The 23,808-nt window shown below is 68.7% G+C and carries 20 protein-coding genes; 13 read left to right on the top strand and 7 right to left on the bottom strand.

Annotated elements, in window-relative coordinates; translation table 11 throughout:
- The first annotated feature begins 53 nt into the window (after positions 1-53).
- Together ABZ195_RS15230 and clpB are read left to right on the top strand one after the other, a co-directional pair.
- On the top strand, positions 54-2,342 hold the full coding sequence (locus ABZ195_RS15230; protein ID WP_355219023.1) for a bifunctional diguanylate cyclase/phosphodiesterase: 2,289 nt from the start codon (positions 54-56) through the stop codon (positions 2,340-2,342).
- Between the two features lie 99 nt (positions 2,343-2,441).
- Positions 2,442-4,988 (top strand): ATP-dependent chaperone ClpB, encoded by a 2,547-nt coding sequence (clpB, locus tag ABZ195_RS15225; RefSeq protein ID WP_355219021.1) that lies wholly within the window; start codon positions 2,442-2,444, stop codon positions 4,986-4,988.
- A gap of 16 nt (positions 4,989-5,004) precedes the next feature.
- Here the strand turns inward: clpB and ABZ195_RS15220 are convergent, their stop codons facing one another.
- Positions 5,005-5,682 (bottom strand): SDR family oxidoreductase, encoded by a 678-nt coding sequence (locus ABZ195_RS15220; RefSeq protein ID WP_355219020.1) that lies wholly within the window; start codon positions 5,680-5,682, stop codon positions 5,005-5,007.
- Positions 5,683-5,791: 109 nt separating this feature from the next.
- On the opposite strand from ABZ195_RS15220, the gene ttfA reads away from it, so the two are divergent.
- The 7 genes from ttfA to ABZ195_RS15185 are packed head-to-tail and all read left to right on the top strand — an operon-like array spanning position 5,792 to position 13,064.
- Complete coding sequence (gene ttfA, locus ABZ195_RS15215; protein ID WP_355219018.1) at positions 5,792-6,598, top strand: trehalose monomycolate transport factor TtfA; 807 nt, start codon at positions 5,792-5,794, stop codon at positions 6,596-6,598.
- A 36-nt stretch (positions 6,599-6,634) separates the two neighbouring features.
- Positions 6,635-7,411, top strand: coding sequence for an SDR family oxidoreductase (locus tag ABZ195_RS15210; RefSeq protein WP_355219016.1), 777 nt, complete (start codon positions 6,635-6,637; stop codon positions 7,409-7,411).
- Positions 7,412-8,311, top strand: a complete 900-nt coding sequence (locus ABZ195_RS15205) for a hypothetical protein (protein WP_355219014.1) — start codon at positions 7,412-7,414, stop codon at positions 8,309-8,311.
- Entirely contained in the window at positions 8,304-8,960 is a 657-nt protein-coding gene (locus tag ABZ195_RS15200; RefSeq protein WP_355219012.1) for an RNA methyltransferase, read from the top strand. Before ABZ195_RS15205 ends, ABZ195_RS15200 begins: the two co-directional genes overlap by 8 nt.
- A 45-nt stretch (positions 8,961-9,005) precedes the next feature.
- A complete protein-coding gene (locus ABZ195_RS15195; RefSeq protein WP_355219010.1) occupies positions 9,006-10,154 on the top strand; it encodes a glycoside hydrolase family 76 protein in 1,149 nt (382 codons plus the stop codon).
- Entirely contained in the window at positions 10,151-12,106 is a 1,956-nt protein-coding gene (locus ABZ195_RS15190; RefSeq protein ID WP_355219009.1) for an acetoacetate--CoA ligase, read from the top strand. The genes ABZ195_RS15195 and ABZ195_RS15190 overlap by 4 nt, the downstream gene beginning before the upstream one ends.
- A 49-nt stretch (positions 12,107-12,155) precedes the next feature.
- Positions 12,156-13,064, top strand: a complete 909-nt coding sequence (locus ABZ195_RS15185) for an LLM class F420-dependent oxidoreductase (RefSeq protein ID WP_355219007.1) — start codon at positions 12,156-12,158, stop codon at positions 13,062-13,064.
- On the opposite strand, the gene ABZ195_RS15180 is transcribed toward ABZ195_RS15185, so the two are convergent.
- Entirely contained in the window at positions 13,061-13,729 is a 669-nt protein-coding gene (locus ABZ195_RS15180; RefSeq protein WP_355219005.1) for a VTT domain-containing protein, read from the bottom strand. The two genes, ABZ195_RS15185 and ABZ195_RS15180, sit on opposite strands and share 4 nt — an antisense overlap.
- Positions 13,730-13,806: 77 nt before the next feature.
- Between ABZ195_RS15180 and ABZ195_RS15175 the strand changes: the two genes are divergently transcribed.
- Positions 13,807-14,820 (top strand): alcohol dehydrogenase catalytic domain-containing protein, encoded by a 1,014-nt coding sequence (locus ABZ195_RS15175; protein WP_355219003.1) that lies wholly within the window; start codon positions 13,807-13,809, stop codon positions 14,818-14,820.
- Here the strand turns inward: ABZ195_RS15175 and ABZ195_RS15170 are convergent.
- On the bottom strand, positions 14,796-17,645 hold the full coding sequence (locus tag ABZ195_RS15170; protein WP_355219001.1) for an MMPL family transporter: 2,850 nt from the start codon (positions 17,643-17,645) through the stop codon (positions 14,796-14,798). The genes ABZ195_RS15175 and ABZ195_RS15170 overlap by 25 nt on opposite strands.
- Positions 17,642-18,076 carry an MmpS family transport accessory protein gene (locus tag ABZ195_RS15165; RefSeq protein ID WP_355218999.1) on the bottom strand — a complete coding sequence of 145 codons (435 nt, stop codon included), beginning with the start codon at positions 18,074-18,076 and terminating at the stop codon, positions 17,642-17,644. The genes ABZ195_RS15170 and ABZ195_RS15165 overlap by 4 nt, the downstream gene beginning before the upstream one ends.
- A 239-nt stretch (positions 18,077-18,315) precedes the next feature.
- Between ABZ195_RS15165 and ABZ195_RS15160 the strand changes: the two genes are divergently transcribed.
- Together ABZ195_RS15160 and fbaA are read left to right on the top strand one after the other, a co-directional pair.
- Positions 18,316-18,867, top strand: a complete 552-nt coding sequence (locus ABZ195_RS15160) for a helix-turn-helix domain-containing protein (RefSeq protein WP_355218997.1) — start codon at positions 18,316-18,318, stop codon at positions 18,865-18,867.
- A gap of 69 nt (positions 18,868-18,936) precedes the next feature.
- Positions 18,937-19,974: a class II fructose-bisphosphate aldolase gene (gene fbaA, locus ABZ195_RS15155; protein WP_355218994.1), complete on the top strand. Its 1,038-nt coding sequence runs from the start codon at positions 18,937-18,939 to the stop codon at positions 19,972-19,974.
- A 27-nt stretch (positions 19,975-20,001) separates the two neighbouring features.
- Here fbaA and ABZ195_RS15150 read toward each other — a convergent pair whose 3' ends face one another.
- Entirely contained in the window at positions 20,002-20,787 is a 786-nt protein-coding gene (locus ABZ195_RS15150; protein WP_355218992.1) for a DUF4878 domain-containing protein, read from the bottom strand.
- A gap of 102 nt (positions 20,788-20,889) precedes the next feature.
- Here ABZ195_RS15150 and ABZ195_RS15145 point away from each other — a divergent pair, with 102 nt between their 5' ends.
- Complete coding sequence (locus ABZ195_RS15145; protein WP_355218990.1) at positions 20,890-21,306, top strand: DUF3151 domain-containing protein; 417 nt, start codon at positions 20,890-20,892, stop codon at positions 21,304-21,306.
- Here the strand turns inward: ABZ195_RS15145 and ABZ195_RS15140 are convergent.
- Positions 21,303-23,015, bottom strand: a complete 1,713-nt coding sequence (locus ABZ195_RS15140; protein ID WP_355218988.1) for an FUSC family protein — start codon at positions 23,013-23,015, stop codon at positions 21,303-21,305. The two genes, ABZ195_RS15145 and ABZ195_RS15140, sit on opposite strands and share 4 nt — an antisense overlap.
- Positions 23,016-23,025: 10 nt before the next feature.
- The gene (locus ABZ195_RS15135) at positions 23,026-23,808 is read right to left on the bottom strand and encodes a site-2 protease family protein (RefSeq protein ID WP_355218986.1); all 783 of its coding nucleotides are present in this window, start codon (positions 23,806-23,808) and stop codon (positions 23,026-23,028) included.

The raw sequence follows: 23,808 nt of genomic DNA, 5'->3' as shown, positions 1-23,808 counted from the left end.
GATCGTCGGTGATCACGCCCATGCAGCGTCGGATCGTCGGGAAGGTGCTGAGAGTGACTTTGCTGCAGCCTCACCGCGCCGCGCCGCTCGGGGTTGCCGTCTGGGTCGGCTACGTCGTGTGGTTGATCGTCGAGCGGGTCACGGGGCAGACGTCCAGTCCGGCGGCGCAGATCGTCGGCGACGTGGCCTTCGCCGTCTTCGGGCTCTTCGCGCTGGCGTGCAGCGCCGCGGCCGCGGTGTCCAACGGCGGTCGCGCCCGCGCGGCCTGGGCCATGGTGGGCGTGGGTGCGGCCGCGTGGATCGTGGCCATCGCCGGCTCGGATCTACGCTCACCCCACGGTGGCGTCCACGGTCCCCTCGCCGCGTGGGCGGACCTCGGATTCATCGTCTTTCCGATCGTGACGTGCGGCGCGCTGCTGCTGTTGCCCGTCGGTTCCACCGGGCCCTCGGCCACGAGGCTGCTGATGGACGGGTTGGTCGTGGCGGGGTCGCTGTTCCTCATCGCCTGGATCGTGGTGCTGCGGGGTTTGTTCGACGCCGGCCGCACCGATCCGGTCGTATTCGCGGTGACGTTGGCCTACCCGATTCTCGACCTCGTCGCGATCACCGTCGGAGTGCTCGTCACGATCCGCGCGAAGGGCGCCGCCCGGATGTCGGTGGCCCTGCTGACCGTTGGCATCGTGTTGATGTCGATCTCCAACGACGTGCTCTACCACGTGGTCGCCGACAGCGGACGCAGCCGGGGAGACCTGCTGGACCTCGGCTGGGCCACCTCACTGCTGGCGGTCGGACTGGGCGCGCTCGCCGGTCGTGGTCAGCGGCGCGCCGGACAGATCCCCGTCCACGACACTCTGTGGCTGCCCTACGTGCCGCTGTCGGTCGCGGGTGTCTGTGTGGTGGCCGATCTGGCCAAGCCGGCCTCGGTCGTGGTGTTGTCGGTGTCGGTGGCACTGGTGATCGTCGTGATGTTGCGTCAGTTCCTGGTGATGGGCACCAACCAGCGTCTGCTCGCCGTGGTCGCCGAACAGGCGTTGCAGGATCCGCTGACCGGCCTGGCCAACCGATACCTGTTCAACGACCGGCTCAACCACGCCGTCGAACTGCACCGGCGTGAGCTGTTCGGAGTGCTGGCCGTGTTGACGCTCGACCTCGACGACTTCAAGCTCGTCAACGACGGTCTGGGCCATGCCGCCGGCGACGCCCTGCTGGTCGACGTCGCGGCGCGGATCCGGTCGGCGGTACGCAGCGGCGACACCATCGCGAGGCTGGGCGGCGACGAGTTCGCGATCCTGATCGAGAAGGGTCCCGAGACACCTGACTCCGTCGCGCAACGCGTGCTCGACGCCTTCGAGGAGCCCTTCCTGGTCGACGGGCACCTGCTGCCCATTCGCCCAAGCGTCGGATTGTCCGTCGCGCCGGCGCGGGATCGAGACCTGCAGGCCGACATGCTGCTCAAGCAGTCCGACCTCGCGATGTACGCCGCCAAGCGCACCCGGGACTCCGGGGTCGTGACGTTCGCCTCGGACTCCGGCCCGATGCGTCGCTTGACCGTCGACGACGACGCGCCCCGGCTGGGATTGCTCAACGACCTCCGCCAGGCGATCGAGCACGGCGACCTCGCGATGGTGTATCAGCCGAAGGTCGACCTGCGACTCGGCGGCCACGTCGTCGGGGTGGAGGCGTTGGTCAGGTGGCCCCATCCCGAGCACGGGCTGCTGACCCCGGGAGACTTCCTTCCCCTGGTCCGTCGTCACGACCTGATGGCCGCGATGACCGAACTGGTCTTCGCGGACTCGGCGCGGTGGCACGAGGCCGGTCGAACGGTGCCCGTCGCGGTCAACCTGTTCGCGCCATCCTTCGACGATTCCGACCTGCCCGACCGGTTGACCGCCGCGCTCGGCGAGCACGGGCTGGCCCCGACCGAGCTGACGTTGGAGATCACCGAGGACCTCGTCATCGACGATCTTCCGAAGGCCCGCGAGGTGCTGGAGTGTCTGCGGGAGAAAGGGATTCGGGTGTCGGTCGACGACTTCGGCAGCGGATTCGGCGGACTGCACTACCTGAGGGAGTTGCCGGTCGACGAAGTGAAGCTGGACCGGCAGTTCGTCATGCCCATTCTCGAAGATCGGCGCACTGCCTCCATCGTGCGGGCCGTGATCGACCTCGCGCACGACCTCGAGGTGACGTGTGTCGCCGAAGGCGTCGAGAACGCGGCCGTCGCCGCTCGCCTCGAGGAGTACGGCTGCGATCTGGCGCAGGGGTACCACTTCAGCCCCCCGCTGACGGCGCCGCAGCTGCTGGATGCCTTGCCGAGTCTGGACCCGCAGACCACCCGGGGTTGACGTCCGGCCCAAAACTCGTCAGAGTTGAGCGGAACAGACTCAACCTTGACGGCGTTGAACAACGCGACAAGCATTTTCCACGAAAGAAACGGAGGTGTCGTGGACTCGTTCAACCCGACCACGAAGACCCAGGCTGCGCTCAGCTCGGCGTTGCAGACGGCCAGTGCCGCAGGCAACCCCGAGATTCGGCCCGCCCACTTGCTGACGGCGCTGCTCGCCCAGAGCGACGGCATCGCAGCACCACTACTCGAGGCCGTCGGCGTCGATCCCGCGATCATCCGCTCCGAGGCCGCCAACCTCGTCGACCGCCTGCCCAAGGCCAGCGGCGCCAATTCGACGCCCAATCTGTCGCGCGAATCGCTCTCGGCGGTCACCGCCGCCCAGCAACTCGCCGTCGAGATGGACGACGAGTACGTCTCCACCGAGCATCTGCTCGTCGGCCTGGCCACCGGTGACTCCGACGTCGCCAAGCTGCTGACGGGGCACGGCGCCTCGCCGCAGGCCCTGCGGGAGGCCTTCACCAAGGTGCGCGGCAGCGCCCGCGTCACCAGCCCCGACCCCGAGGGTACCTACCAGGCGCTGGAGAAGTACTCCACCGATCTGACCGCCGCCGCCCGCGAGGGCAAGCTGGACCCGGTCATCGGCCGCGACAATGAGATTCGTCGCGTCGTCCAGGTGCTCAGCCGCCGCACCAAGAACAACCCGGTCCTCATCGGCGAGCCCGGCGTCGGCAAGACGGCGATCGTCGAGGGCCTGGCCCAGCGCATCATCGAAGGCGACGTGCCGGAGAGCCTGCGCGACAAGACCGTCGTCTCCCTGGACCTGGGGTCGATGGTGGCCGGCGCCAAGTACCGCGGTGAGTTCGAGGAACGCCTCAAGGCCGTCCTCGACGACATCAAGAACTCGGCCGGGCAGGTCATCACCTTCATCGACGAGTTGCACACCATCGTCGGCGCCGGCGCGACCGGTGAGTCCGCGATGGACGCCGGCAACATGATCAAGCCGATGCTGGCTCGCGGCGAACTGCGCATGGTCGGTGCCACCACGCTCGAGGAGTACCGCAAGTACATCGAGAAGGACGCTGCCCTGGAGCGCCGATTCCAGCAGGTTCTCGTCGGCGAACCGTCGGTCGAGGACACCGTCGGCATCCTGCGCGGTCTCAAGGACCGCTACGAGGTGCACCACGGCGTCCGCATCACCGACTCCGCGCTGGTGGCCGCCGCCACGCTCAGCGACCGCTACATCACCTCGCGCTTCCTGCCCGACAAGGCCATCGACCTGGTCGACGAGTCGGCGTCGCGGCTGCGCATGGAGATCGACTCCCGGCCCGTCGAGATCGACGAGGTCGAGAGGTTGGTCCGACGGCTGGAGATCGAGGAGATGGCGTTGTCGAAGGAGTCCGACGACGCGTCCAAGGACCGGCTGGAGAAGCTGCGGTCCGAGCTGGCCGACCACAAGGAGAAGCTGGCGGAGCTGACCACCCGGTGGCAGAACGAGAAGAGTGCCATCGACGTCGTCCGCGAACTCAAGGAGCAGCTCGACACGCTGCGCGGCGAGTCCGAGCGGGCGGAACGCGACGGCGACCTGGCCAAGGCCGCCGAGCTGCGCTACGGGCGCATCCCCGAGGTCGAGAAGAAGCTCGACGCGGCACTGCCCGTCGCCGAGGCACGCGAGAACGTCATGCTCAAGGAGGAGGTCGGGCCCGACGACATCGCCGACGTCGTGGAGGCCTGGACCGGCATCCCCGCCGGCCGGATGCTCGAGGGCGAGAGCGCCAAACTCCTGCGCATGGAAGCCGAGCTGGGCAAGCGCGTCATCGGACAGCGCAAGGCCGTGCAGGCGGTGTCGGACGCCGTCCGCCGAACCCGCGCCGGCGTGGCCGACCCCAACCGGCCGACGGGTTCGTTCATGTTCCTGGGCCCCACCGGCGTCGGCAAGACCGAGCTGGCCAAGGCGCTGGCGGAGTTCTTGTTCGACGATGAGCGGGCGATGATCCGCATCGACATGAGCGAGTACGGCGAGAAGCACTCCGTCGCCCGACTGGTCGGTGCGCCCCCCGGCTACATCGGATACGACCAGGGCGGCCAACTCACCGAGGCGGTCCGCCGGCGGCCCTACGCCGTCGTGCTGTTCGACGAGATCGAGAAGGCGCACCCGGATGTCTTCGACGTGCTGCTTCAGGTGCTCGACGAGGGCAGGCTGACCGACGGCCAGGGCCGCACGGTCGACTTCCGCAACACCATCCTGATCCTGACGTCCAACCTGGGCGCCGGGGGTTCCGAGGAGCAGGTGATGGCCGCGGTGCGCTCGGCCTTCAAGCCCGAGTTCATCAACCGCCTCGACGACGTCATCGTCTTCGACGGGCTGAACCCCGAGGAACTGGTGTCGATCGTGGACATCCAGCTGGGTCAGTTGCAGAAGCGACTGGCGCAGCGGCGGCTCCTGCTCGAGGTGTCGCTGCCGGCCAAGAAGTGGCTGGCCGACCGTGGTTTCGACCCGCTGTACGGGGCCCGGCCGCTACGCCGGCTGTTGCAGCAGGCCATTGGCGACCAGCTGGCCAAGCAACTGCTGGCCGGAGACGTGCACGACGGCGACGTGGTGCCGGTGAACGTCACCGCTGACGGCGACGGCCTCGTCCTGGGCTGATTCCTCTGCTCGCGCCTCAGAAGGCGGTGCTGGGGACGTCGGTCTCGGTGCCCAGGAGGGCCTCGACGATGCGCGCCGCGACGGCGTCGGGGTCCAGCCCCGTCGGCAGCTTGGGTGCCTCGCCGGCGATCGCGCGACCGGCCAACCCTGTCTCGGTGTGAGGGGGCCGCACGTCGACGACGCGGACCTTGCGCCGGCGTGCTTCGCCGCGCACCGCGGTGAACAGCGCCGCCGTCGCGGCCTTGGCCGCCGAATAGGCGGCCATGTTGGCCATCGGCTTCTCCGCCACCACCGCGCTGATGCCGAGGATCACCCCGTCGCGCTCCAGCACGGGCAGCGCGGCGCGGATCAGCCGCAGCGGGGCGAGGAAGTCGACCAGCACGAGGTCGTCGACGGTGTCGTCGTCGACGTCGGTCAGCGCGCCGAACGCCACGATCCCGGCCGCGATCACCAGGCCGTCGAGCCGTCCGTGCCGCTCCAGGGCAGCCGCGACGATCGAGCGCGGCGCATCGGGTTCGCGCAAGTCGCCGACCACCTCGTGGGCGCCGTCGATGCCGAGCCCGGCCAGCGCCTCGGACGACCGGCCGCTGACGGACACGTCGGCCCCGCGGTCGGCCAGCAGTTGCGCGATGCGGGAGCCCAGGGCGCCGCTGGCGCCGACGACGAGGAAGGCCTTGCCGGAGAGATCGCTCACCAGACCAGTCTGCGCGACCTGCCCGTTGAACGGCGGCGACGAGGCGTGACCGGTTTGTGATCAACTCGAGTTCGGGCGAAACCCGTACCAACCAGTAGGCTGGGGCTCAATGGTCCCGCTTTGGTTCACACTGTCCGCACTCTGTTTCGTGGGTGCGGCCGTGTTGTTGTACGTCGACCTCGACAAACGTCGCGGCCTCGGTCGCCGCCGCAAGTCGTGGGCCAAGTCGCACGGGTTCGACTACGAACACGAGTCGAGCGAGATCGTCGACCGCTGGAAGCGCGGCGTGATGTCCACCGTCGGCGACGTCGACGCCAAGAACGTGGTCCTCGGGCAGATCCGTGGCGAAGCCGTCTACATCTTCGACCTCGAGGACGTCGCGACCGTCATCGCCCTGCACCGCAAGGTCGGGACCAACGTCGTCGTCGACGTCCGGCTCAAGGACATCAAGGAACCCCGCGAGAGCGACATCTGGCTGCTCGGCGCCATTGGACCGCGGATGGTGTACTCCACCAACCTCGACGCCGCCCGTCGCGCCTGCGACCGCCGCATGGTGACCTTCGCCCACGCCGCTCCCGACTGCGCCGAGGTCATGTGGAACGAGCAGCACTGGACGCTCGTCAGCATGCCGGTCACCAGCACCCGCGCCCAGTGGGACGAGGGCCTGCTCGTGGTGCGGCAGTTCAACGACCTGCTGCGCGTCCTTCCGCCCATCCCGCAGCCCGGCCAGAGCGGCGTCGCCGGCCAGGCCATCGCCCGCCGCGGTGGCTCGCCCAGCCGTCCGGTGGCCGCACGCCCCGCCGAACTGCCCGCCGGTCGCACCGACGCGCCGCCCAATCGCGGTGACGTCGGCCGCTTCACCCAGCAGCGTCCGCCGGTGCGCAACGGGCGCCAGTCGCCCCATTACCAACGCTGACGCACCGCCCGGGCGTGCCCGCGTAACCTGTCGGGCATGCCACGACCCGTTGCACTGATCACCGGACCGACGTCGGGACTGGGGTTGGGATTCGCCCGCCGATATGCCCTCGACGGGCATGACCTGGTGCTGGTGGCCCGAGACGTCGAACGCCTGGAGCGGCTCGCCGCCGAACTGCGTGCCGACGCCGGGGTGGACGTCGAGGTTCTCGCGGCCGACCTGGCCGTCGCCGACGACCGCCTCAAGGTGGCCGACCGTCTCGCACTGGGCGTGCGAATCCTGGTGAACAACGCCGGCTTCGGCACGTCGGGTGAATTCTGGACCGCCGACCTCGGCACCCTGCAGTCCCAACTCGACGTCAACGTCACCGCCGTCATGCAGCTGACCCGGGCCGCCCTGCCGCCGATGCTGGCCGCCGGTGCGGGCACCGTGGTCAACGTGGCCAGCGTCGCCGGTCTGCTGCCGGGCCGGGGCTCGACCTACTCGGCGTCCAAGGCCTACGTCATCTCGCTGTCCGAGGGGCTGGCCAACGGTCTCGGCGGCACCGGCGTCGGCGTGCACGCGCTGTGCCCCGGCTTCGTGCGCACCGAGTTCCACGAGCGAGCGGGCATCGACATGGACGGCACGCCGTCGTTCCTGTGGCTGGAGGTCGACGACGTGGTGCGCGACTGCCTGGCCGCGGTGGCCAAGGGTGAGGTGGTGATCGTGCCGGGTCTGCAGTACAAGGCGCTCACCACCGCCGGACGCGTGGTGCCGAGGAGTCTGGTGAGGGCCGCGACCAAGGTCGTCGGCCGCGGCCGGGGCCGTACCTGAGTGCGCGCTGTCGTCGCGTTGCTGCTGACCCTCGTGGTTGGCGCTGCCCTGGTCGCCTGTTCCGACGATCCCCAACCGAGTCCGTATGCCACCCAGGGCGCCAAGATCGGTGAGTCGCTGGCCGTGCTCGGCTGGAACGTCTCGGCGTCCAACCTCCGGTTCGACGGTGACTACGTCCTGGTCGACGTGGACGCGTCCCCGTCGCAGCCCGGCGGTCAGCACGCCCGGGCCGACTCACTGCGGTTCGGCCTCTACGGGGCACTGGCCCATCCGATCGAGAGCACCGCGTTGGGCAGCTGCGCGAACGTCACGACCCTGAGCCTGCAGCCCGCGGTCTCGCCGAATCCCGACAAGGTCTCGGGCACCGTGTGTTTGGGTCCGCTTCGGGACCAGACCCAGGTGCGCGGGGTGTACGTCTACTCGCCGCAGGACCGCATCCCCGGCACCATCGCCGCCTACGGGGCGTCGTTCCCGGTCGGGTTGAGCCCCACCGCCGACACCGAGACCGGCCTGGTGGTGAAGTCCACCAGCGTCGACGCGTTCGACGCCGACGGATCCCAACTGGCCCCCACCGCCCTCGGAGAGCCAAACGCGTTCAACGGCAACGGTTACATGCTGCTGGGGCTCGACATCAGCGGGCTGGCATCGCGATACCGGGAGGATTCGGTGCGGCGCGGCGGACCGCTCATGGTGCAGGTCACGCCGACGCTGCCCGGCAAGGGGCTGTCGTATGCCTGCTCGGTCTACGGCGCGTCACTGCTGGTGCTGCCCGACGCATCGCTGGACGCGGTGTCGATTCGGGCCTCCCTGTGCACGCAGGGCGAGATCAACCAGGCTCTGCTGTACGCCACGGTCGCCGTGGTCGGCACCCACGCCGCGCTGTGGACCACCCGTGACTGAGGCCGGCCCCGAGCCGCCCGGTCCGACCGAGTGGGGGACGGCGCCCGGCGTCGGCCCCTGGGACGGCCCACTGCCCGACGACCCGCGGTATGACCCAGACCTGTTGCGCGAGGGCGACACTCGCAACGTCGTCGATGCATACCGCTACTGGACCCGCGAGGCCATCATCGCCGACATCGACCATCGGCGCCATCCTCTGCACGTTGCCATCGAGAACTTCGGCAACGACGCCAACATCGGCGCCGTCGTGCGCACCGCCAACGCGTTCGCCGTCGACACCGTGCACATCGTCGGCAAGCGCCGGTGGAACCGCCGGGGTGCCATGGTGACCGACCGCTACCAACGACTGCGGCATCACGCGAGCACCGCCGAACTGCTCGACTACGCCGCGCGCGAGCGCTTGGAGGTGGTCGCGGTCGACAACGTCCCGGGGTCCGTCCGCCTCGAGCACACCCGTCTGCCGCGTCACTGCCTACTGATCTTCGGACAGGAGGGGCCGGGCATCACCCCCGAGGCGCAGGCCGGTGCCGCGCTGACGGTGTCGATCGCGCAGTTCGGCTCGACGCGCAGCGTCAACGCCGCGGTGGCTGCGGGAATCGCGATGCATGCCTGGATCACGACGCATGCCGACACGGCGCACGCCTGGTAGGGCAGGATGAAATCCACCAGGTGAGCGAAGCGACGGGAAGAGTCAATGGATCAGCTGTGGGCCAATCGCGCGGCCAGTGCAGAGGCCGCGATCGCCAAACGGCACTACCGGAAGCTGTGGCGGCTGCCCGGCACCCAACTCGGCGTCGTGTCCTGGCCGCCCACGAAGAAGAACCTGTCGTTCGGCACGTGGCACTACTGGTGGCAGGCTCACCTCCTCGACTGTCTGGTCGACGCCCAGATGCGCGACCCGCAGCCCGAGCGCAAGGCGACCATCGAGCGCCAGATCAAGGGTCACCACTGGCGTAACACGTTGAAGTGGACCAATGACTACTACGACGACATGGCATGGCTCGCACTGGCTTTGGAGCGCGCCGGCAGCGAGGCCGGGGTGGAGCGGCCCAAGGCGCTCGACACGTTGGCCAACCAGTTCCTCAACGCCTGGGTGCCCGAGGACGGCGGCGGCATCCCCTGGCGCAAACAGGACCAGTTCTTCAACGCACCGGCCAACGGACCCGCGGGCATCTTCCTGGCGCGATACGACCGGCTGCGCCGCGCCCAGCAGATGTCGGACTGGATCGACGAGACGCTGATCGACCCGGAGACCCACCTGGTGTTCGACGGGATCAAGGGCGGCTCGCTGGTGCGTGCGCAATACACCTACTGCCAGGGCGTCGTCCTTGGGCTGGAGGTCGAACTCGCCGATCGCACCCAGGACGCCCGGCACTCCGGTCGGGCGCGTCGACTCATCGACGCGATCGCCGACGGGATGGCGCCGGGTGGTGTCATCCAGGGTGCGGGTGGGGGAGACGGGGGTCTGTTCAACGGCATCCTGGCCCGCTATCTGGCGCTGGCGGCCAATCGGCTTCCGGAGGACACCCCGGAGGACGTCGCGGCGCGCGCCACCGCACGGGAATTGGTGGTCAAGTCCGCTCAGTCGGCCTGGGACTTCCGGCAGAGCGTCGACGGTCTGCCGCTGTTCGGGGCATTCTGGGATCGTAACGCCGACCTGCCGAAGGCCGGCGGCACGGACGCGCAGTCCGTCGACGGCGCGGTCAACGCCTCGGAGGTCCCCGAGAAGGACCTGTCGGTCCAGCTGTCGGGATGGATGCTCATGGAGGCGGCCTTCTCCGTCGCCGACGAGACCCCCGCCGGGCAGCTGCTCCTCGACGTGCCCGAGGAGCCCGACCGGTGACGTCACCCGAATTCCTCTCCGGCGGCTGGGAGCCCGATCAGCGGGTCCGCGACGACGCCAACGTGACGTCCTTCATGGCGTGGCTGGCCGAGACCGGCCGGGGTGAGTTCGCCGACTACCACGCCCTGTGGCGCGCCTCGGTGGCCGATCTCGAGTGGTTCTGGGACGCGGTGTGGCACTTCTTCGACGTCCAGGCGGCGACGCCGCCCACCCGGGTGCTCGGCAATGCGGACATGCCTGGCGCCCAATGGTTTCCCGATGCGACGCTGAACTACGTCACCCAGGCCTTCCGGCACGCGACCGACGAGCGGCCGGCCATGGTGGTCGCCGGCGAGGACGGCTTCACGGAATGGTCGTGGGACCGGTTGCGGGCCGAGACCGCGGCGTTCGCGGGGTACCTGCGCAGCGTCGGCGTCGTTCCAGGAGACCGCGTGGTCGGCTACCTGCCCAACGTCGGCGAGGCCGTCGTCGCCTTCCTCGGGGCGGCCAGCGTCGGGGCCACCTGGGCGGTGTGCAACCAGGATCTCGCCGTCGCTGGCGTGGTCGCGCGGCTCGGCCAACTGGAGCCGAAGGTCTTGGTGGCCAGCGACGGCTCGGTGTACGGCGGCAAGGGGCGAGACCGGCATGTCGAGCTCGACGAAATACGTTCTCGCCTGAGCACTTTGGTGGACACGGTGCTGGTGCCCCGGCTCGGCCTGCCCGTGGACGGGACGACGCCGTGGGCCGAGGTGCTCGAGCGCGGAGCAGGGGAGGAGCTCGACGTCAGCCCCGTTCCCTTCGGCCATCCGCTGTGGGTGCTGTTCTCCTCGGGCACCACCGGAACGCCGAAGGGCATCGTGCACGGCCATGGCGGAGTCCTGCTCGAGCACCTGAAGTACCTCGGCCTGCAACTCGATCTCACGCCCGAGGACCGGTTCCTCTGGCAGTCCAGCACCAGCTGGATGATGTGGAACCTGTTGGTGTCGGGACTGCTCGTCGGTTCGACGATCGTGCTCTACGACGGCAGCCCGACCTTCGGCCGCACGGACTACCTGTGGCAGGTGGTCGCCGAGCACGAGGTGACGGTGGTCGGTGCCGGTGCCGGGTACTGGCTGGCGTGTGCCAAGGAGGAGCTGCGTCCCGGCCGCGACCACGACCTCGAGAAGTTGCGCGCGGTCGGGTCGACGGGATCGCCGTTGCCCGCCAGCGGCTTTCGCTGGGTGCAGGAAGGTCTGGGTCGTGCGATTCCCGTCATCTCGATGAGCGGCGGCACCGACGTCGTGACCGCGTTCATCGGCGGAACGCCGCTGGTGCCCATCCGGGCCGGTGAGCTCAACGCCATCTGCCTCGGCGTCGCCGCCGAGGCGTGGGGTGACGGCGGGCGACCGGTGGTCGGGCAGGCGGGTGAACTGGTGGTGACCAAGCCCATGCCGTCGATGCCGGTGTACTTCTGGAACGACTCCGACGGGGAGAAGTACCGGTCGGCGTACTTCGACAAGTACCCCGGGGTCTGGTGCCACGGTGACTGGATCACCGTCACCGACCGCGATTCGGTGGTGGTGCACGGCCGTTCGGACGCCACCCTGAACCGAGGCGGCGTGAGGATGGGCAGCGCGGAGATCTACGACGCGGTCGAGGGCATGGCGGAGATCCAGGACTGCCTGGTGGTCGGCGTCGAACTCGACGACGGCGGGTACTGGATGCCGCTGTTCGTCGCCTGCGCCGAGGACGTGGAGTTCGACGACGATCTTCGGTCGCGGATCGTCGACGCCGTTCGTTCGGGCGCCTCGCCCCGGCACGTCCCGGACGACGTGATCGCCGTGCCCGGCATCCCGCGCACGATGACGGGCAAGCGACTCGAGATTCCGATCAAGCGGATCCTGCTGGGCGCCAAGGCCTCCGACGTCCTCACCCCCAGCGCCGTGGATCGCCCCGAGTTGCTCACCGAGTTCGAGGGTCACGCGAGGACGTGACGCCGGAGGCGCCCGACCAACCCGATGGTTGACCGCTTACCATCGACGCGTGACCGACACCTCCCGCGCCCGCATCGACTTTCCCTCCACGATTGGCGTCTGGTGGTCCAGTGACACCTGGCCGATGGGCCGGGCCCAGGACGTCGCCCGCGAGATCGAATCCCTGGGCTACGGCTCGTTGTTCATTCCGGAGGTCACCGGCAAGGAGTGCCTGACCCAGTCGGCGGCGTTCCTCGCGGCCACCGAGCGGCTGGTCGTCGGCACCGGCATCGCCAACATCCACGCGCGCGCCGCGTCGGCCGCGGAGTCCGGCGCACGCACGCTGACCGCGCTGCACCCCGGCCGCTTCGTGCTGGGCCTCGGCGTGAGTCACGCCCCGCTCGTCGAGCACGGTTTCGGCGGCACCTACGCCAAACCGCTCGCCACCATGCGCAGCTACCTCGACAAGATGGCGTCGGTACCAGAACAGATCGAGCCGGGCTCGGGTCGGACGGCCCGTCTGCTCGCGGCGCTGGGACCGAAGATGATCGAGCTGTCCGGCACGCACGCCGACGGCGCGCACCCCTACCTGGTGATGCCCGAACAGTCCCGCAAGACCCGGGAGATCCTCGGGCCCGACAAGTGGATCGTCTCCGAGCAGGCCGTCGTCGTGGGCGGTGACGACGCCGAGCAGCTGAGCGCCGCGCACGGGCACCTCAACGTCTACAGCGGTCTGCCCAACTACCGCAACTCGTGGCTGCGGCAAGGCTTCGACGAGTCCGACCTGGTGCGCGGCGGATCCGACCGGTTGGCCCGCGGGCTCGTCGGAATGGGCTCGGTCGACGACGCCGCGGCCACGCTGCACGCGCACCTCGACGCGGGCGCGGACCACGTGGTGGTGCAGGTGCTCCAGGGCGATCCGACGGCAGATCCCCGGCCGGCGTTGCGGACGCTGGCGTCCGCGCTGGGACTCGGTTAGACCCCGCCGGCCCGCTTGGCCGCCTTGCGTCGCTTGTACCACTCGTAGACGATCGGGGCGAGCGAGGCCAGCACGATCACGATGAAGATGGGCTCGAGGAGCTTCTGGATGATCTCGAACTGACCGAGCCAGTATCCGAGCAGCGTCAGCCCGACACCCCAGACCACCGCCCCGATGACGTTGAACAAGGTGAAGACGCCGTAGTTCATCCGCGCCGCACCCGCCGTGATCGGCACCAGCGTGCGGACGATCGGGACGAACCGGCCCAGCACGATCGCGAACGGGCCGCGCGCCTCGAAGAACGCGTGCGCCTCGTCGAGATACTTCTGCTTGAGCACGCGGTTGGTCGGCTTGAACATCGAGGTGCCCAGGCTGCGGCCGATCCAGTAGCCGACCTGGCTGCCGGCCACCGCGGCGATGGGGATGAACAGCAGCAGCTGCCACAGGTGGAAGTTGGTCTGCACCGTCGAGGCCTGCGCGGCCGTGCCCGCCGCCAGCATGCCCGCCACGAACAGCAGTGAGTCGCCGGGTAGCACGGGGAACAGGACGCCGGACTCGATGAACACGACGACCAGCAGGCCGACGAGCGCCCACGTGCCGAAGTACCCGAGAAGCGTCAGCGGATCCAGGAAGTCCGGCAGCAGCGCCAGGGTCGTGGTCGTCATGGCTGCCGAGGATACCGGCGGTAGCTGATGTCGCCGACACCCTCACACCGTCGTCGCCTCCTCACTAATCTCGAACCATGTCCACACACAGAGCCGTCCACGTCGCCGAGCCCGGCGCAGACCTCACCCTCGTCGACGTCGAGACCACCTCCCCGCCGCCCGGCCATGTCCGCATCGCCGTCAAGGCCGCCGGGGTCTGCGGCACCGATCACGCCTTCGTCAACGGCGGCTTTCCGGGGTTGAACTGGCCGATCACGCCTGGTCACGAGATCGCCGGCACCATCGCCGAGATCGGCGACGGCGTCGAGGACTTCGAGGTCGGCGACCGTGTCGAGGTCGGCTGGTTCGGCGGCAACTGCAATCGCTGCATCCCGTGCCGCAAGGGGCTGTTCATGCAGTGCGAACGCCTGCAGGTGCCCGGCTTGCAGTACCCGGGCGGTTACGCGGAGTCGGCCACCGTGCCCTGGACGGCGCTGGCCCGCATTCCGGAGGGTTTGTCCTTCGTCGAGGCGGCGCCGCTGGGCTGCGCCGGCGTGACGGTGTTCAACGGGTTGCGCAGCACCAAGGCCAAGGCCGGTGATCTCGTCGCCGTGCTCGGCGTCGGCGGTCTCGGTCACCTGGGCGTGCAATTCGCCCGCGCGATGGGCTTCGAGACGGTGGCCATCGCCCGCGGTTCGGGCAAGGCGGACGACGCCAAGGAACTGGGCGCGCACCACTACGTCGACTCCACCGCCGAAGACGTCTCCGAGGCGCTCGGGAAGCTCGGTGGCGCGGCGGTCGTGCTCGCGACGGCGGCCAACTCCGACGCGATGGCCGCCACGGTCGGGGGCCTCGGCCCTCAGGGCGAGCTCGTCATCATCGGGGTCACGCCGGACAACCTGCCGATCAGCCCGCTCGACCTCATCAACGCGGGCCTCTCGGTGGCGGGACACCCCTCGGGCACCTCCCGCGACGTCGAGGAGACCATGGCATTCGCCGTGCAGTCGGGCGTTCGCGCCATGGTGGAGGAGCGGCCACTGGCCCAGGCCGCGGAGGCGTACGCGGCCATGGACAGCGGCAAGGCCCGCTACCGGATGGTGCTCACCGTCTGAGGTTGGCGGGCGGGCCGCTGGCGCACGTTCTGGGGCCACCAGAACCAGCGGCCCATGAGCGCGGCGATCGACGGCGTGAGGAACGACCGGATCACCAGGGTGTCGACGAGCAGACCGAGACCGATGGTGGTGCCCACCTGGGCCATCACCTTCAGGTCGCTGATCGCGAACGACATCATCGTGAACGCGAACACCAGGCCGGCCGAGGTCACGACGCTGCCGCTGCCCGCGATCGCCCGGATGATGCCCGTGTTCAGCCCGGCGGCGCGTTCCTCCTTGAATCTGGACACCAGAAGGAGGTTGTAGTCAGACCCCACCGCCAGCAGGATGATGACCGACATCGCGAGCACCAGCCAGTGCAGCTCGAGACCGATCACGTGCTGCCACAACAGAACCGACAGACCAAACGACGCGGCCAGCGACAACACCACGGTGCCGACGATGACGAGTGCGGCGACCGCAGCCCTGGTGATGATCAACATGATGATGAAGATCAGACAGATCGCCGACACCGCGGCGATGATCAGGTCGTAGTTCGAGCCGTCGCGCATGTCCTTGTAGGTGGCCGCGGTGCCACCCAGATAGATCTTCGAGGTCTCCAGCGGCGTGCCCTTGATGGCCTCGAAGGCGGCGTTCTTGATCTCGTCGATGTGTGAGATGCCCTCCGGGGTCGCCGGATCCCCCTGGTGGGAGATGATGAACCGGACGGCCTTTCCGTCTGGCGAGACGAACTGCTTGAGGCCTCTCTTGAAGTCGGGGTTGTCGAACACCTCGGGCGGCAGATAGAACGAATCGTCGATCTTGGAGTCGTCGAAGGCCTTGCCGATGGCACTGGGATCGGACTGCTGCCGGTCCTGCAGACTCTGCTGATCCTTCTGCGTGGCGTAGTTGGTCATGATCTGGTCGCGATTGCGTTCCTGGCTGGCAATCTGCGGCGGGATCAGCGCAATGAGCTTGGGCTGCAGGGCGTTGAGCTTGTCCAGGCTGGCAGTCGTCTCACCCAGCAGGTCGGTCAGTTCGCCGATGCCGTCGAGTGCGTCGAAGATCGACCGCAACGTGTAGCAGACGGGAATGTCGTAGCAGTGCGGTTCCCAGTAGAAGTAACTGCGCAGGGGCCGGAAGAAGTCGTCGAAGTTGGCGATCTTGTCCCGCAGGTCGTTGGTCACCGCCACGGTCTTCTTGAGGTCGTCGGTCTGCTCCTGTTGCGCTGCGGCACTTTGCTTCTGCAGCGATAACTGTTGCCGCAGGACGTCGATTTGGGCGTTGATGTCAGCGGCCTGCGTCAGCAGATCGGACGTGCGCTGTTCGGCGTAGGACTGCCCGAGCTTCTGACTCACGCCCTGCTGGCCGACGATGAAGGGGATGGAACTGCCCTCGATCGGCGTGCCCAGCGGACGGGTGATGGTCTGCACCCGAGCGAGGCCGGGTAGGTGGAAGACGTTCTTGGCGACCCGATCGACGATGAGCATGTCCGTCGAGTTGCGCAGATCGTGGTCGGCCACCAGCATCAGCACCTCGGGGTTGAGCCGGGCCTGTGGAAAGTGCTTGGCCGCAACGCCGTAGCCGATGTTGGCCTCGACGTCGGCCGGCAGGTACTTCTTGTCGTCGTAACTGGTCTTGTAGGACGGAAGGGCGAGCAGGCCGACCAGCGTGATCGCCGTCGACGCCACCAGGATGGGTCCGGGCCAGCGCACCACGGCCGTGCCGATCCGTCGCCACCCGCGGGTCTTGGTCTTGCGCTTGGGGTCGAGCAGGCCGAAGCGCGAGGCGATGGTCAGCAGTGCCGGCGCCAGTGTCAACGCCGACATCGTCACGACGAACATGCCGATGGCCAGCGGGATTCCGAGAGTCTGGAAGTACGGCAGCCGGGTGAAGTGCAGGCACAGCGTGGCACCGGCGATCGTCAGACCCGACCCCATGATGACGTGCGCGGTGCCGTGATACATCACGTAGAACGCGTCTTCGCGGTCGTCCCCGGAGCTGCGTGCCTCGTGATAACGGCCGACGAGGAATATCGCGTAGTCGGTGGCGGCGGCAATCGCCAACAGCGTCAACAGGTTCACCGCGAAGGTGGAGAGCTCGATGACGTGGTGATAGCCCAGGAACGCGACGATGCCTCGGGCCACGGCCAATTCGAGCACCACGGTCAGCAGCACCACCAGCACCGTGACGATTGAGCGGTAGACCAACAGCAGCATGGTCACGATGACCACGAAGGTCAGCGCCGTGACCAACTGCAGACTCTTGTCGCCGGCGTGCTGCTGGTCGGAGTTCAGCGGCCCGGCGCCCGTGACGTAGACCTTCAGTCCCGGTGGGGGTGGGTGGGCGGCGACGATGTCGCGCACTGCCTGCACCGATTCGTTGGCGAGCGTCTCACCCTGGTTGCCCGCGATGTAGAGCTGGACGTAGGCCGACAGGTTGTCCGCGCTCTGCGATCCCGACGAGGTCAGGGGATCGCCCCACAGATCCTGGATGTGCTGGATGTGGGTCTTGTCCTTCTCCAGATCCTTGATCAGACCGTCGTAGTACTGATGGTCTCGTGCCCCAAGGGGTTTGTCGCTCTCCAGGACGATCATCGCCGAGCTGTTGGAGTCGTACTCGCCGAACAGCTTGCCCACCAGCTGGGTGGCCTGCAGCGAGGGTGCGTCATTCGGGGTCAGCGACGTGGAGTTGGCCGCTCCCACGGCCTCCAGCTGCGGCACCACGACGTTGACCAGTGCCGTCAGGGCCAGCCAGCCGAGCAGGACCGGCACGCAGAACAGGCGCAGGAAACGAGGAATCCGCGCGCGGTGGACGGTCTGTTGGATCGTCTGCTGGTCGGTCATGCGGACTTCACCAGGCAGGACACCTGGGCGTTGACCCCGGTCGAGGACTGTTCGTCTCTGACCACGTCGTCGACGCTGACGCGGCAGCCGATCTGGTCACCGTCGCTCTGGGCGATGATGGTGGCGCTGGCCGACGGTTTGGTGGTCCTCAGCGTGATCGACCAGGGCAGGCGGGCGTCGTCGACGCGCTGCGGCGTCGCGTCGAGGTCGAGGTAGTTGATGGTCGCCACGGCGCCTTCCGTTCCGGTGATTTGGTAGGTCACGACCTTGGGATTGAACGGTTCGGCGTCCTGCGCCAGGCCGGCCCCAGGACGGGTCGTCTCGTTGTTCGATCCGAAGAATCCGTGCATCCGGTAGACCACGACGCCACCGATTGCCACTACGACCACGATGAGCAGCGGTATCCACGCTCGCTTGACGATCCCGACCACAGAAGCCCCTTCATCGCCTTGGCGCCGCAGCCCACCAAGTGGTTAGCGCGTCAAACAATAGAGGGCGTGCTGGAGTTGGGCAAGCCGAACGGCTAACTTCAGTTGAATGGTCGATTGACACCTCGGGACGGCACGTCGCGGACGTACACTTCCGCCGTCCGAGACATCCGGTCGCAGAAGAGCTCGCAGGCCACCATCGCGAAGGCAAGGCATTGGCGAAACCCGTAGCACCGCGAGGATTGGCCCGTGACAGGGTCCTCGACGCCGCGGTGGCCCTCTTCGCCGAACACGGCGTGCACGGGACGTCGCTGCAGATGATCGCCGACCGGGTGGGGGTCAGCAAGGCCGCGGTCTACTACCAGTTCCAGTCCAAGGAGGGCATCGCGCTGGAGGTGATCCGGCCGTCCATCGAGGACATCGCCCGGGTCATCAGGATCGCCGACGCGCTGCCCGACGCCCGTCAACGGCGGGCCGTGGCCGTCAGCGGGCTCGTCGAGATGGTGGTGCGGCATCGGAGCTTGGCGGTGGTGTTCTACGGCGACCCGGCCATCGACGCGCTGGTGACCAGTGATCCCGAGTTCAACGCGGTGACGGGCCGGCTGCGCGAACTCATGGAGGGCCCGGACCGCGATGCGGTCGACCGGATCGCGTTCTCGGTCTTCTGTTCCGGGGTGGGCCGGGCCGCCGCAGATCCGGAGCTGGCCGACATCGACGACGAGGACCTGCATCGAGCGCTGCTCGAACTGTCGGGACGAATCCTGTCACCCGCGACGGAGCCGTCTCAACCCTGAGGTGCCGCGACCCGGCGGCGGTTGAGATACTCCTCTACGAACCCGGACGAATGCCGAGAGGAAACTGACATGCCCATCGCGACTCCCGAGGTCTACGCCGAGATGCTGGACCGTGCCAAGGAGCACTCCTTCGCATTCCCCGCCATCAACTGCGTCGGTTCTGAATCGGTGAACGCCGCGATCAAGGGCTTTGCCGACGCCGGCAGTGACGGAATCATCCAATTCTCCACCGGTGGAGCGGAATTCGCTTCGGGCCTGGGTGTCAAGGAGATGGTGACCGGTGCGGTGGCCCTCGCCGAGTTCGCCCACGTGGTCGCCGCCAAGTACGACGTCACCGTCGCGCTGCACACCGATCACTGCCCCAAGGACAAGCTCGACACCTACGTACGTCCGCTGCTGGCCATCTCGGCCGAGCGCGTCGCCAAGGGTGCCAACCCGCTGTTCCAATCACACATGTGGGACGGCTCCGCCGTGCCGATCGACGAGAACCTCGAGATCGGCAAGGAACTGTTGAAGCTCGCGGCCGAGGCCAAGATCATCCTCGAGGTGGAGATTGGCGTCGTCGGTGGCGAGGAGGACGGCGTCGAGGCCGAGATCAACGACAAGCTCTACACCTCCGCCGAGGACTTCGAGAAGACCATCGAGGCGCTCGGCGCGGGTGACCACGGCCGGTACCTGCTCGCCGCCACGTTCGGCAACGTGCACGGCGTCTACAAGCCCGGCAACGTCAAGCTGCGCCCCGAGGTGCTCGCCGAGGGCCAGCGCGTCGCCGCGGCCAAGCTGGGGCTCTCCGAGGGCAGCAAGCCGTTCGACTTCGTCTTCCACGGCGGTTCGGGCTCGCTGAAGTCCGAGATCGAGGATTCGCTGAAGTACGGCGTGGTCAAGATGAACGTCGACACCGACACGCAGTACGCGTTCACCCGTCCGCTGGCCGGGCACATGTTCGCCAACTACGACGGCGTGCTGAAGATCGACGGCGAAGTCGGCAACAAGAAGGTCTACGACCCGCGCAGCTACCTGAAGAAGGCCGAGGCGTCGATGTCCGAGCGCGTGGTCGAGGCGTGCAACGACCTGCACAGCAGCGGCCGGAGTGTGTCCGCCAGCTGAGCTGGCAATCGGACGGGGGCCAGCTGGTTACTGCGGCGCTTGGCAGATCTTCCACTGCTCGTCGCGGAGCTCGAGATCGAAGCTCCGCGTCGAGCGGGTGGAGGGGTCGAACGCCATGAACGAGGTCACGTTGGCCTCGGCGTGCGAATCGTGGACGACGACCTGGTCGATGCTGGCCACGATCGGGTACTGACGTGCCGCGGCGACCCGGGAGTGGATGTCCCGCCACTGGTCGTCGTCGTACCTGATGTAGCTGTCGGCGGTCTCGCCGCACGTGATGGTGCGCAGCGTCGAGAGGTCGCCCTTCTGGATCGCGGTGTCGAAGTTCTGGATCGTGGTGCGCACCATGTCCTCCTGCGACACCGCCGAGGAATCGTCGCGGGACAGCAGCACGGTCCCCAGGATGGCGACGGCGACCAGCGCGGCGATGACGAGCACCACCGCGATCACCCAGCCCCAGCTGCGTCGGCTCCGCGGCGTCTTGGCTTGCTCACCGCGACCGGGAATCACTTGCGGCGCAGCACCTCCCGCGTGCGGGATCGGCGCGGTGAAGGCCCCGGCCTCCGCGGCGTCGGAGTGCTCCCGCTGCATCGCGAAGATCTCGGTGGCCGGCTCGGGTGCGGTGTGGATGATCTGGGTCTTGCCCGCGTCCATGCCCGACGGTGCGGTGAATCTGCGTTCTGGGGACTCGACCTCGGCGGCGCCGGCCAACGCGGCCGGATCGATGATCTCGGTCTCGGGCGAGTGGCCGTCGTCTGCACCAGGTTCGTTGCGACGTTCGTCGTTCTCGTTCGTCCCCGATGGGTTCGACATGGGCGCTTCAGTCCTCCCTCGTGACTATGCCGAATCCTATCCGCCTCGCGGTCGGCGAAGCCTGAGGGCGTCGGCGTGGGATCCGCACGGCACAATAAGCGCATGACTCACATGGGCGATCTGCTGGGGCCTGACCCGGTCCGGCTTCCAGGCGACACCGAAGCGGAGGCGGAACTGGCGGCCGGGGAGAACCCGGCCATCGTCGCCGCCGCGCATCCGTCGGCTTCGGTCGCGTGGGCGACGCTCGCCGAGGATGCCCTCGACGACGACAAGGCGGTGACCGCCTACGCCTATGCGCGCACCGGATATCACCGCGGACTGGACCAGTTGCGGCGCAACGGGTGGAAGGGGTTCGGCCCGGTGCCGTTCTCGCACGAACCCAACCGCGGCTTCCTGCGCTGCGTGGCCGCCCTTGCCCACGCCGCCGACGCCATCGGTGAGACCGACGAGTATCAGCGGTGCCTGGATCTCCTCGACGACTGTGATCGGTCGGCCCGCGGCGAACTGGGTCTCGCCTAGCGGTGTAGCGCCTCGGTCAACGCGGTGACGTCCGAGGCCACGAAGGTCCCGCCACGCATCGCGACCGCCAGCTCGCGCAACCGTCGGGCCAGCGACTCGGCGTCGCCGACGCCGAGCACCGGCCCTGCGGTCCGGACGTCGGCCTCCCAGCATGCCGCGATCGCGCGGTAGGCGAGGTGCTCCGCGGCTTCCGTGGCAGGCCGTAGCCGCTCACCCCCGGCACGCCGCCGGGTCGGGCCGGCCGCGGCGGCGTCGACGGCCTCGCGCAGGTCGACGGCGGCGAGCTGCAGGTCCCGCCGGGCGGCGCGAGCGGCCAAGGTCGCCGTGTCGTCGGCAAGGTGCGGCACGGTCGCGGCGACGGCGTCCACCACGTCGGCCATCGCGTCGACCAGCCTGTCGGCCTCCTGGAGGCGGCTGACCGCGAGGAACACCGCCACCCCGACCGCGCATCCGATGAGCGTGTCACTGCCGCGGGCCAGCAGCAGGTCGACGACGTCGACGCGATGGCTGCCGGTCGCGATGGTCAGGGCCGCGGCGGTGATGAACACCGAGGCCAACCCGTAGTGCCGGACCACGAGCATCTCGATCATCAGCTGCAGGGCGGCCACGATCGCTGCCAGCCACCAGCCCTGGGGGTGCAGCCACAGGATGCCGGCGGCCAGGATCAGCCCCACCCAGGTGCCGATCAGCCGGTCGGCCCCCCGCCGCAGCGTGCGGCTGCGATCTGACCCCTGGTGCAGGATCAGTACCGCCGCGGCGATTGCCCAGTAGGCGTGCCCGATGCCGAGCAGCACCGCCGCCGCGCCCGCCAGTGGCGCGGCGATCGCGACCCGGACCATGACGTGGCGGACGTGCGAACCGGGGCGCAGCGCGCGCCGCAGCAGGGTGCCGGCCGGGGCACGCCCGAGCGGTGCCCGACCGGTATCGCGGGCCGACACCGTGGCGGGGTCCACGGTCAGGTCGGCGAGGTGGCGGGCGGTGCCGGCGGCACCCGCCGGTGGGCCGTCGCCGACCACCGATGCCGACATCGCGTCGGCGAACAGCACGTGCAGGGCGTGGTTGGCGGCCCGCAACTGCTGCAGCGTGCCGTCGGAGCGGGTAGTCGGCTGGAAGCTGATCAGGGTGTTCCACGCCGCGTGCAGGGCCACCGCCGCGCGGTGTCGGGCGACCGTCTCGCGGGCCGACCCCACCGCGTCGAGGTAGTCGGCCACGGCGGCGCCGGCTGCGGCGACGGCGACCCGCTCCGGGTGGCGCCGTCCGCGCAGCGCCCCCAGCATCTGCACCAGCCAGGCGATCGCACCGCCTCCGAGCACCAGCAGTCCCAGCTGCCATGGCGCCAACCCCGACGCCGACACCCCGACGCCAGCCGCGCAGGCCAGCGCGAACACGTAGGCCCCCGGCGGGCCGACCGCGAGCGCGTTGCACAACCACACGGCCGCGACCGCCACCGCCGAGACGACGGCGACACCGAGCCATTCCACCCGCGCCGACCACGATCCCACCGCGACCGCCGACGCCAAGGCCACCGACACCGTCGCCAGCTGCACGCCCCGGTTGAGGTAGGGCCGGTCACCGCCGAAGCGGGCGGTGAACGCGCCGAGGGTGGCGATCAGGCCGGCCCCGACGTTGCCCACGGCCGATCCGATGAGGATGGGGACGGCGGTGCTCGTCGCCGCGCGCACCGCCAGCGGCCACCGACTGGGGCTCATCGGCGGTCGATCAGAACCAGGCGGACCAGAACCGCGTCACCGATGCCCCTACCTGCCACAGCGTGCCCGGAATCCCCGAGAGTTCGAAGAACCACGTCACCAGCCCGAAGAACCACTGGTTCAGCATGGGGGCCATCAGGAGCACGAACAGGATGAGGAAACCCCACTGCTTGACCGGTGCCAGCTGACGCTGGGTCTCGTGCTTGAGGTGCGGCTCCAGCGCGCCGTAGCCGTCGAGGCCGGGGATGGGGAGCAGGTTGAGCAGCACGGCCGTGACCTGCAGGAAGCCGAGGAACGCCACCCCGCCCCAGAACACCGCGTGTTCGGGATCGAAGAACAGCCGTGTCACGGTCAGCAGCACGATCGCCAGGACGACGTTGGCGAACGGGCCGGCCAGGCTGACGGTGGTGCGCTGCCGCTTGGTCATCGACCACGTCCGGACGTACACCGCGCCACCGGGCAGCCCGATGCCGCCCAGCGCGATGAACAGCACCGGAATACCCAGTGAGAGAAGCGGATTGGAGTACTTCAGCGGGTTGAGCGTCAGGTAGCCGCGGACCTCGACGTCGTGGTCGCCATACCGCCAGGCGGTGTAGGCGTGGCCGAACTCGTGCAGGCACAGCGAGACCAGCCAGCCGAACACCACGAAGACGAACACGCCGGCGTAGGCCAGCGGTGTCGCGTCGAACTCGGCCAGCCAGGCGAGCACGCCACCGACGGCGGTGATCGCCACGATGGCCAGGAAGACCGGGCTGGGCCGCACGGATTGGCGCAGTGGACGGACGTTGCTCAC

The sequence above is a fragment of the Mycobacterium sp. NPDC006124 genome, from assembly GCF_040614235.1.
Lineage (GTDB): Bacteria > Actinomycetota > Actinomycetes > Mycobacteriales > Mycobacteriaceae > Mycobacterium.
The sequence above is the reverse complement of the archived record's forward strand: the minus strand, read 5'-3'. Positions and strand labels throughout refer to the sequence as shown.

Coding starts and splice junctions, on each gene's coding strand:
- ABZ195_RS15170 (WP_355219001.1), bottom strand. CDS start 17,645: ATGACCGACCAGCAGACGATCCAACAGACCGTCCACCGCGCGCGGATT.
- ABZ195_RS15140 (WP_355218988.1), bottom strand. CDS start 23,015: ATGAGCCCCAGTCGGTGGCCGCTGGCGGTGCGCGCGGCGACGAGCACC.
- ABZ195_RS15210 (WP_355219016.1), top strand. CDS start 6,635: ATGCCACGACCCGTTGCACTGATCACCGGACCGACGTCGGGACTGGGG.
- fbaA (WP_355218994.1), top strand. CDS start 18,937: ATGCCCATCGCGACTCCCGAGGTCTACGCCGAGATGCTGGACCGTGCC.
- ABZ195_RS15180 (WP_355219005.1), bottom strand. CDS start 13,729: ATGACGACCACGACCCTGGCGCTGCTGCCGGACTTCCTGGATCCGCTG.
- ttfA (WP_355219018.1), top strand. CDS start 5,792: ATGGTCCCGCTTTGGTTCACACTGTCCGCACTCTGTTTCGTGGGTGCG.
- ABZ195_RS15150 (WP_355218992.1), bottom strand. CDS start 20,787: ATGTCGAACCCATCGGGGACGAACGAGAACGACGAACGTCGCAACGAA.
- ABZ195_RS15195 (WP_355219010.1), top strand. CDS start 9,006: ATGGATCAGCTGTGGGCCAATCGCGCGGCCAGTGCAGAGGCCGCGATC.
- ABZ195_RS15145 (WP_355218990.1), top strand. CDS start 20,890: ATGACTCACATGGGCGATCTGCTGGGGCCTGACCCGGTCCGGCTTCCA.
- ABZ195_RS15175 (WP_355219003.1), top strand. CDS start 13,807: ATGTCCACACACAGAGCCGTCCACGTCGCCGAGCCCGGCGCAGACCTC.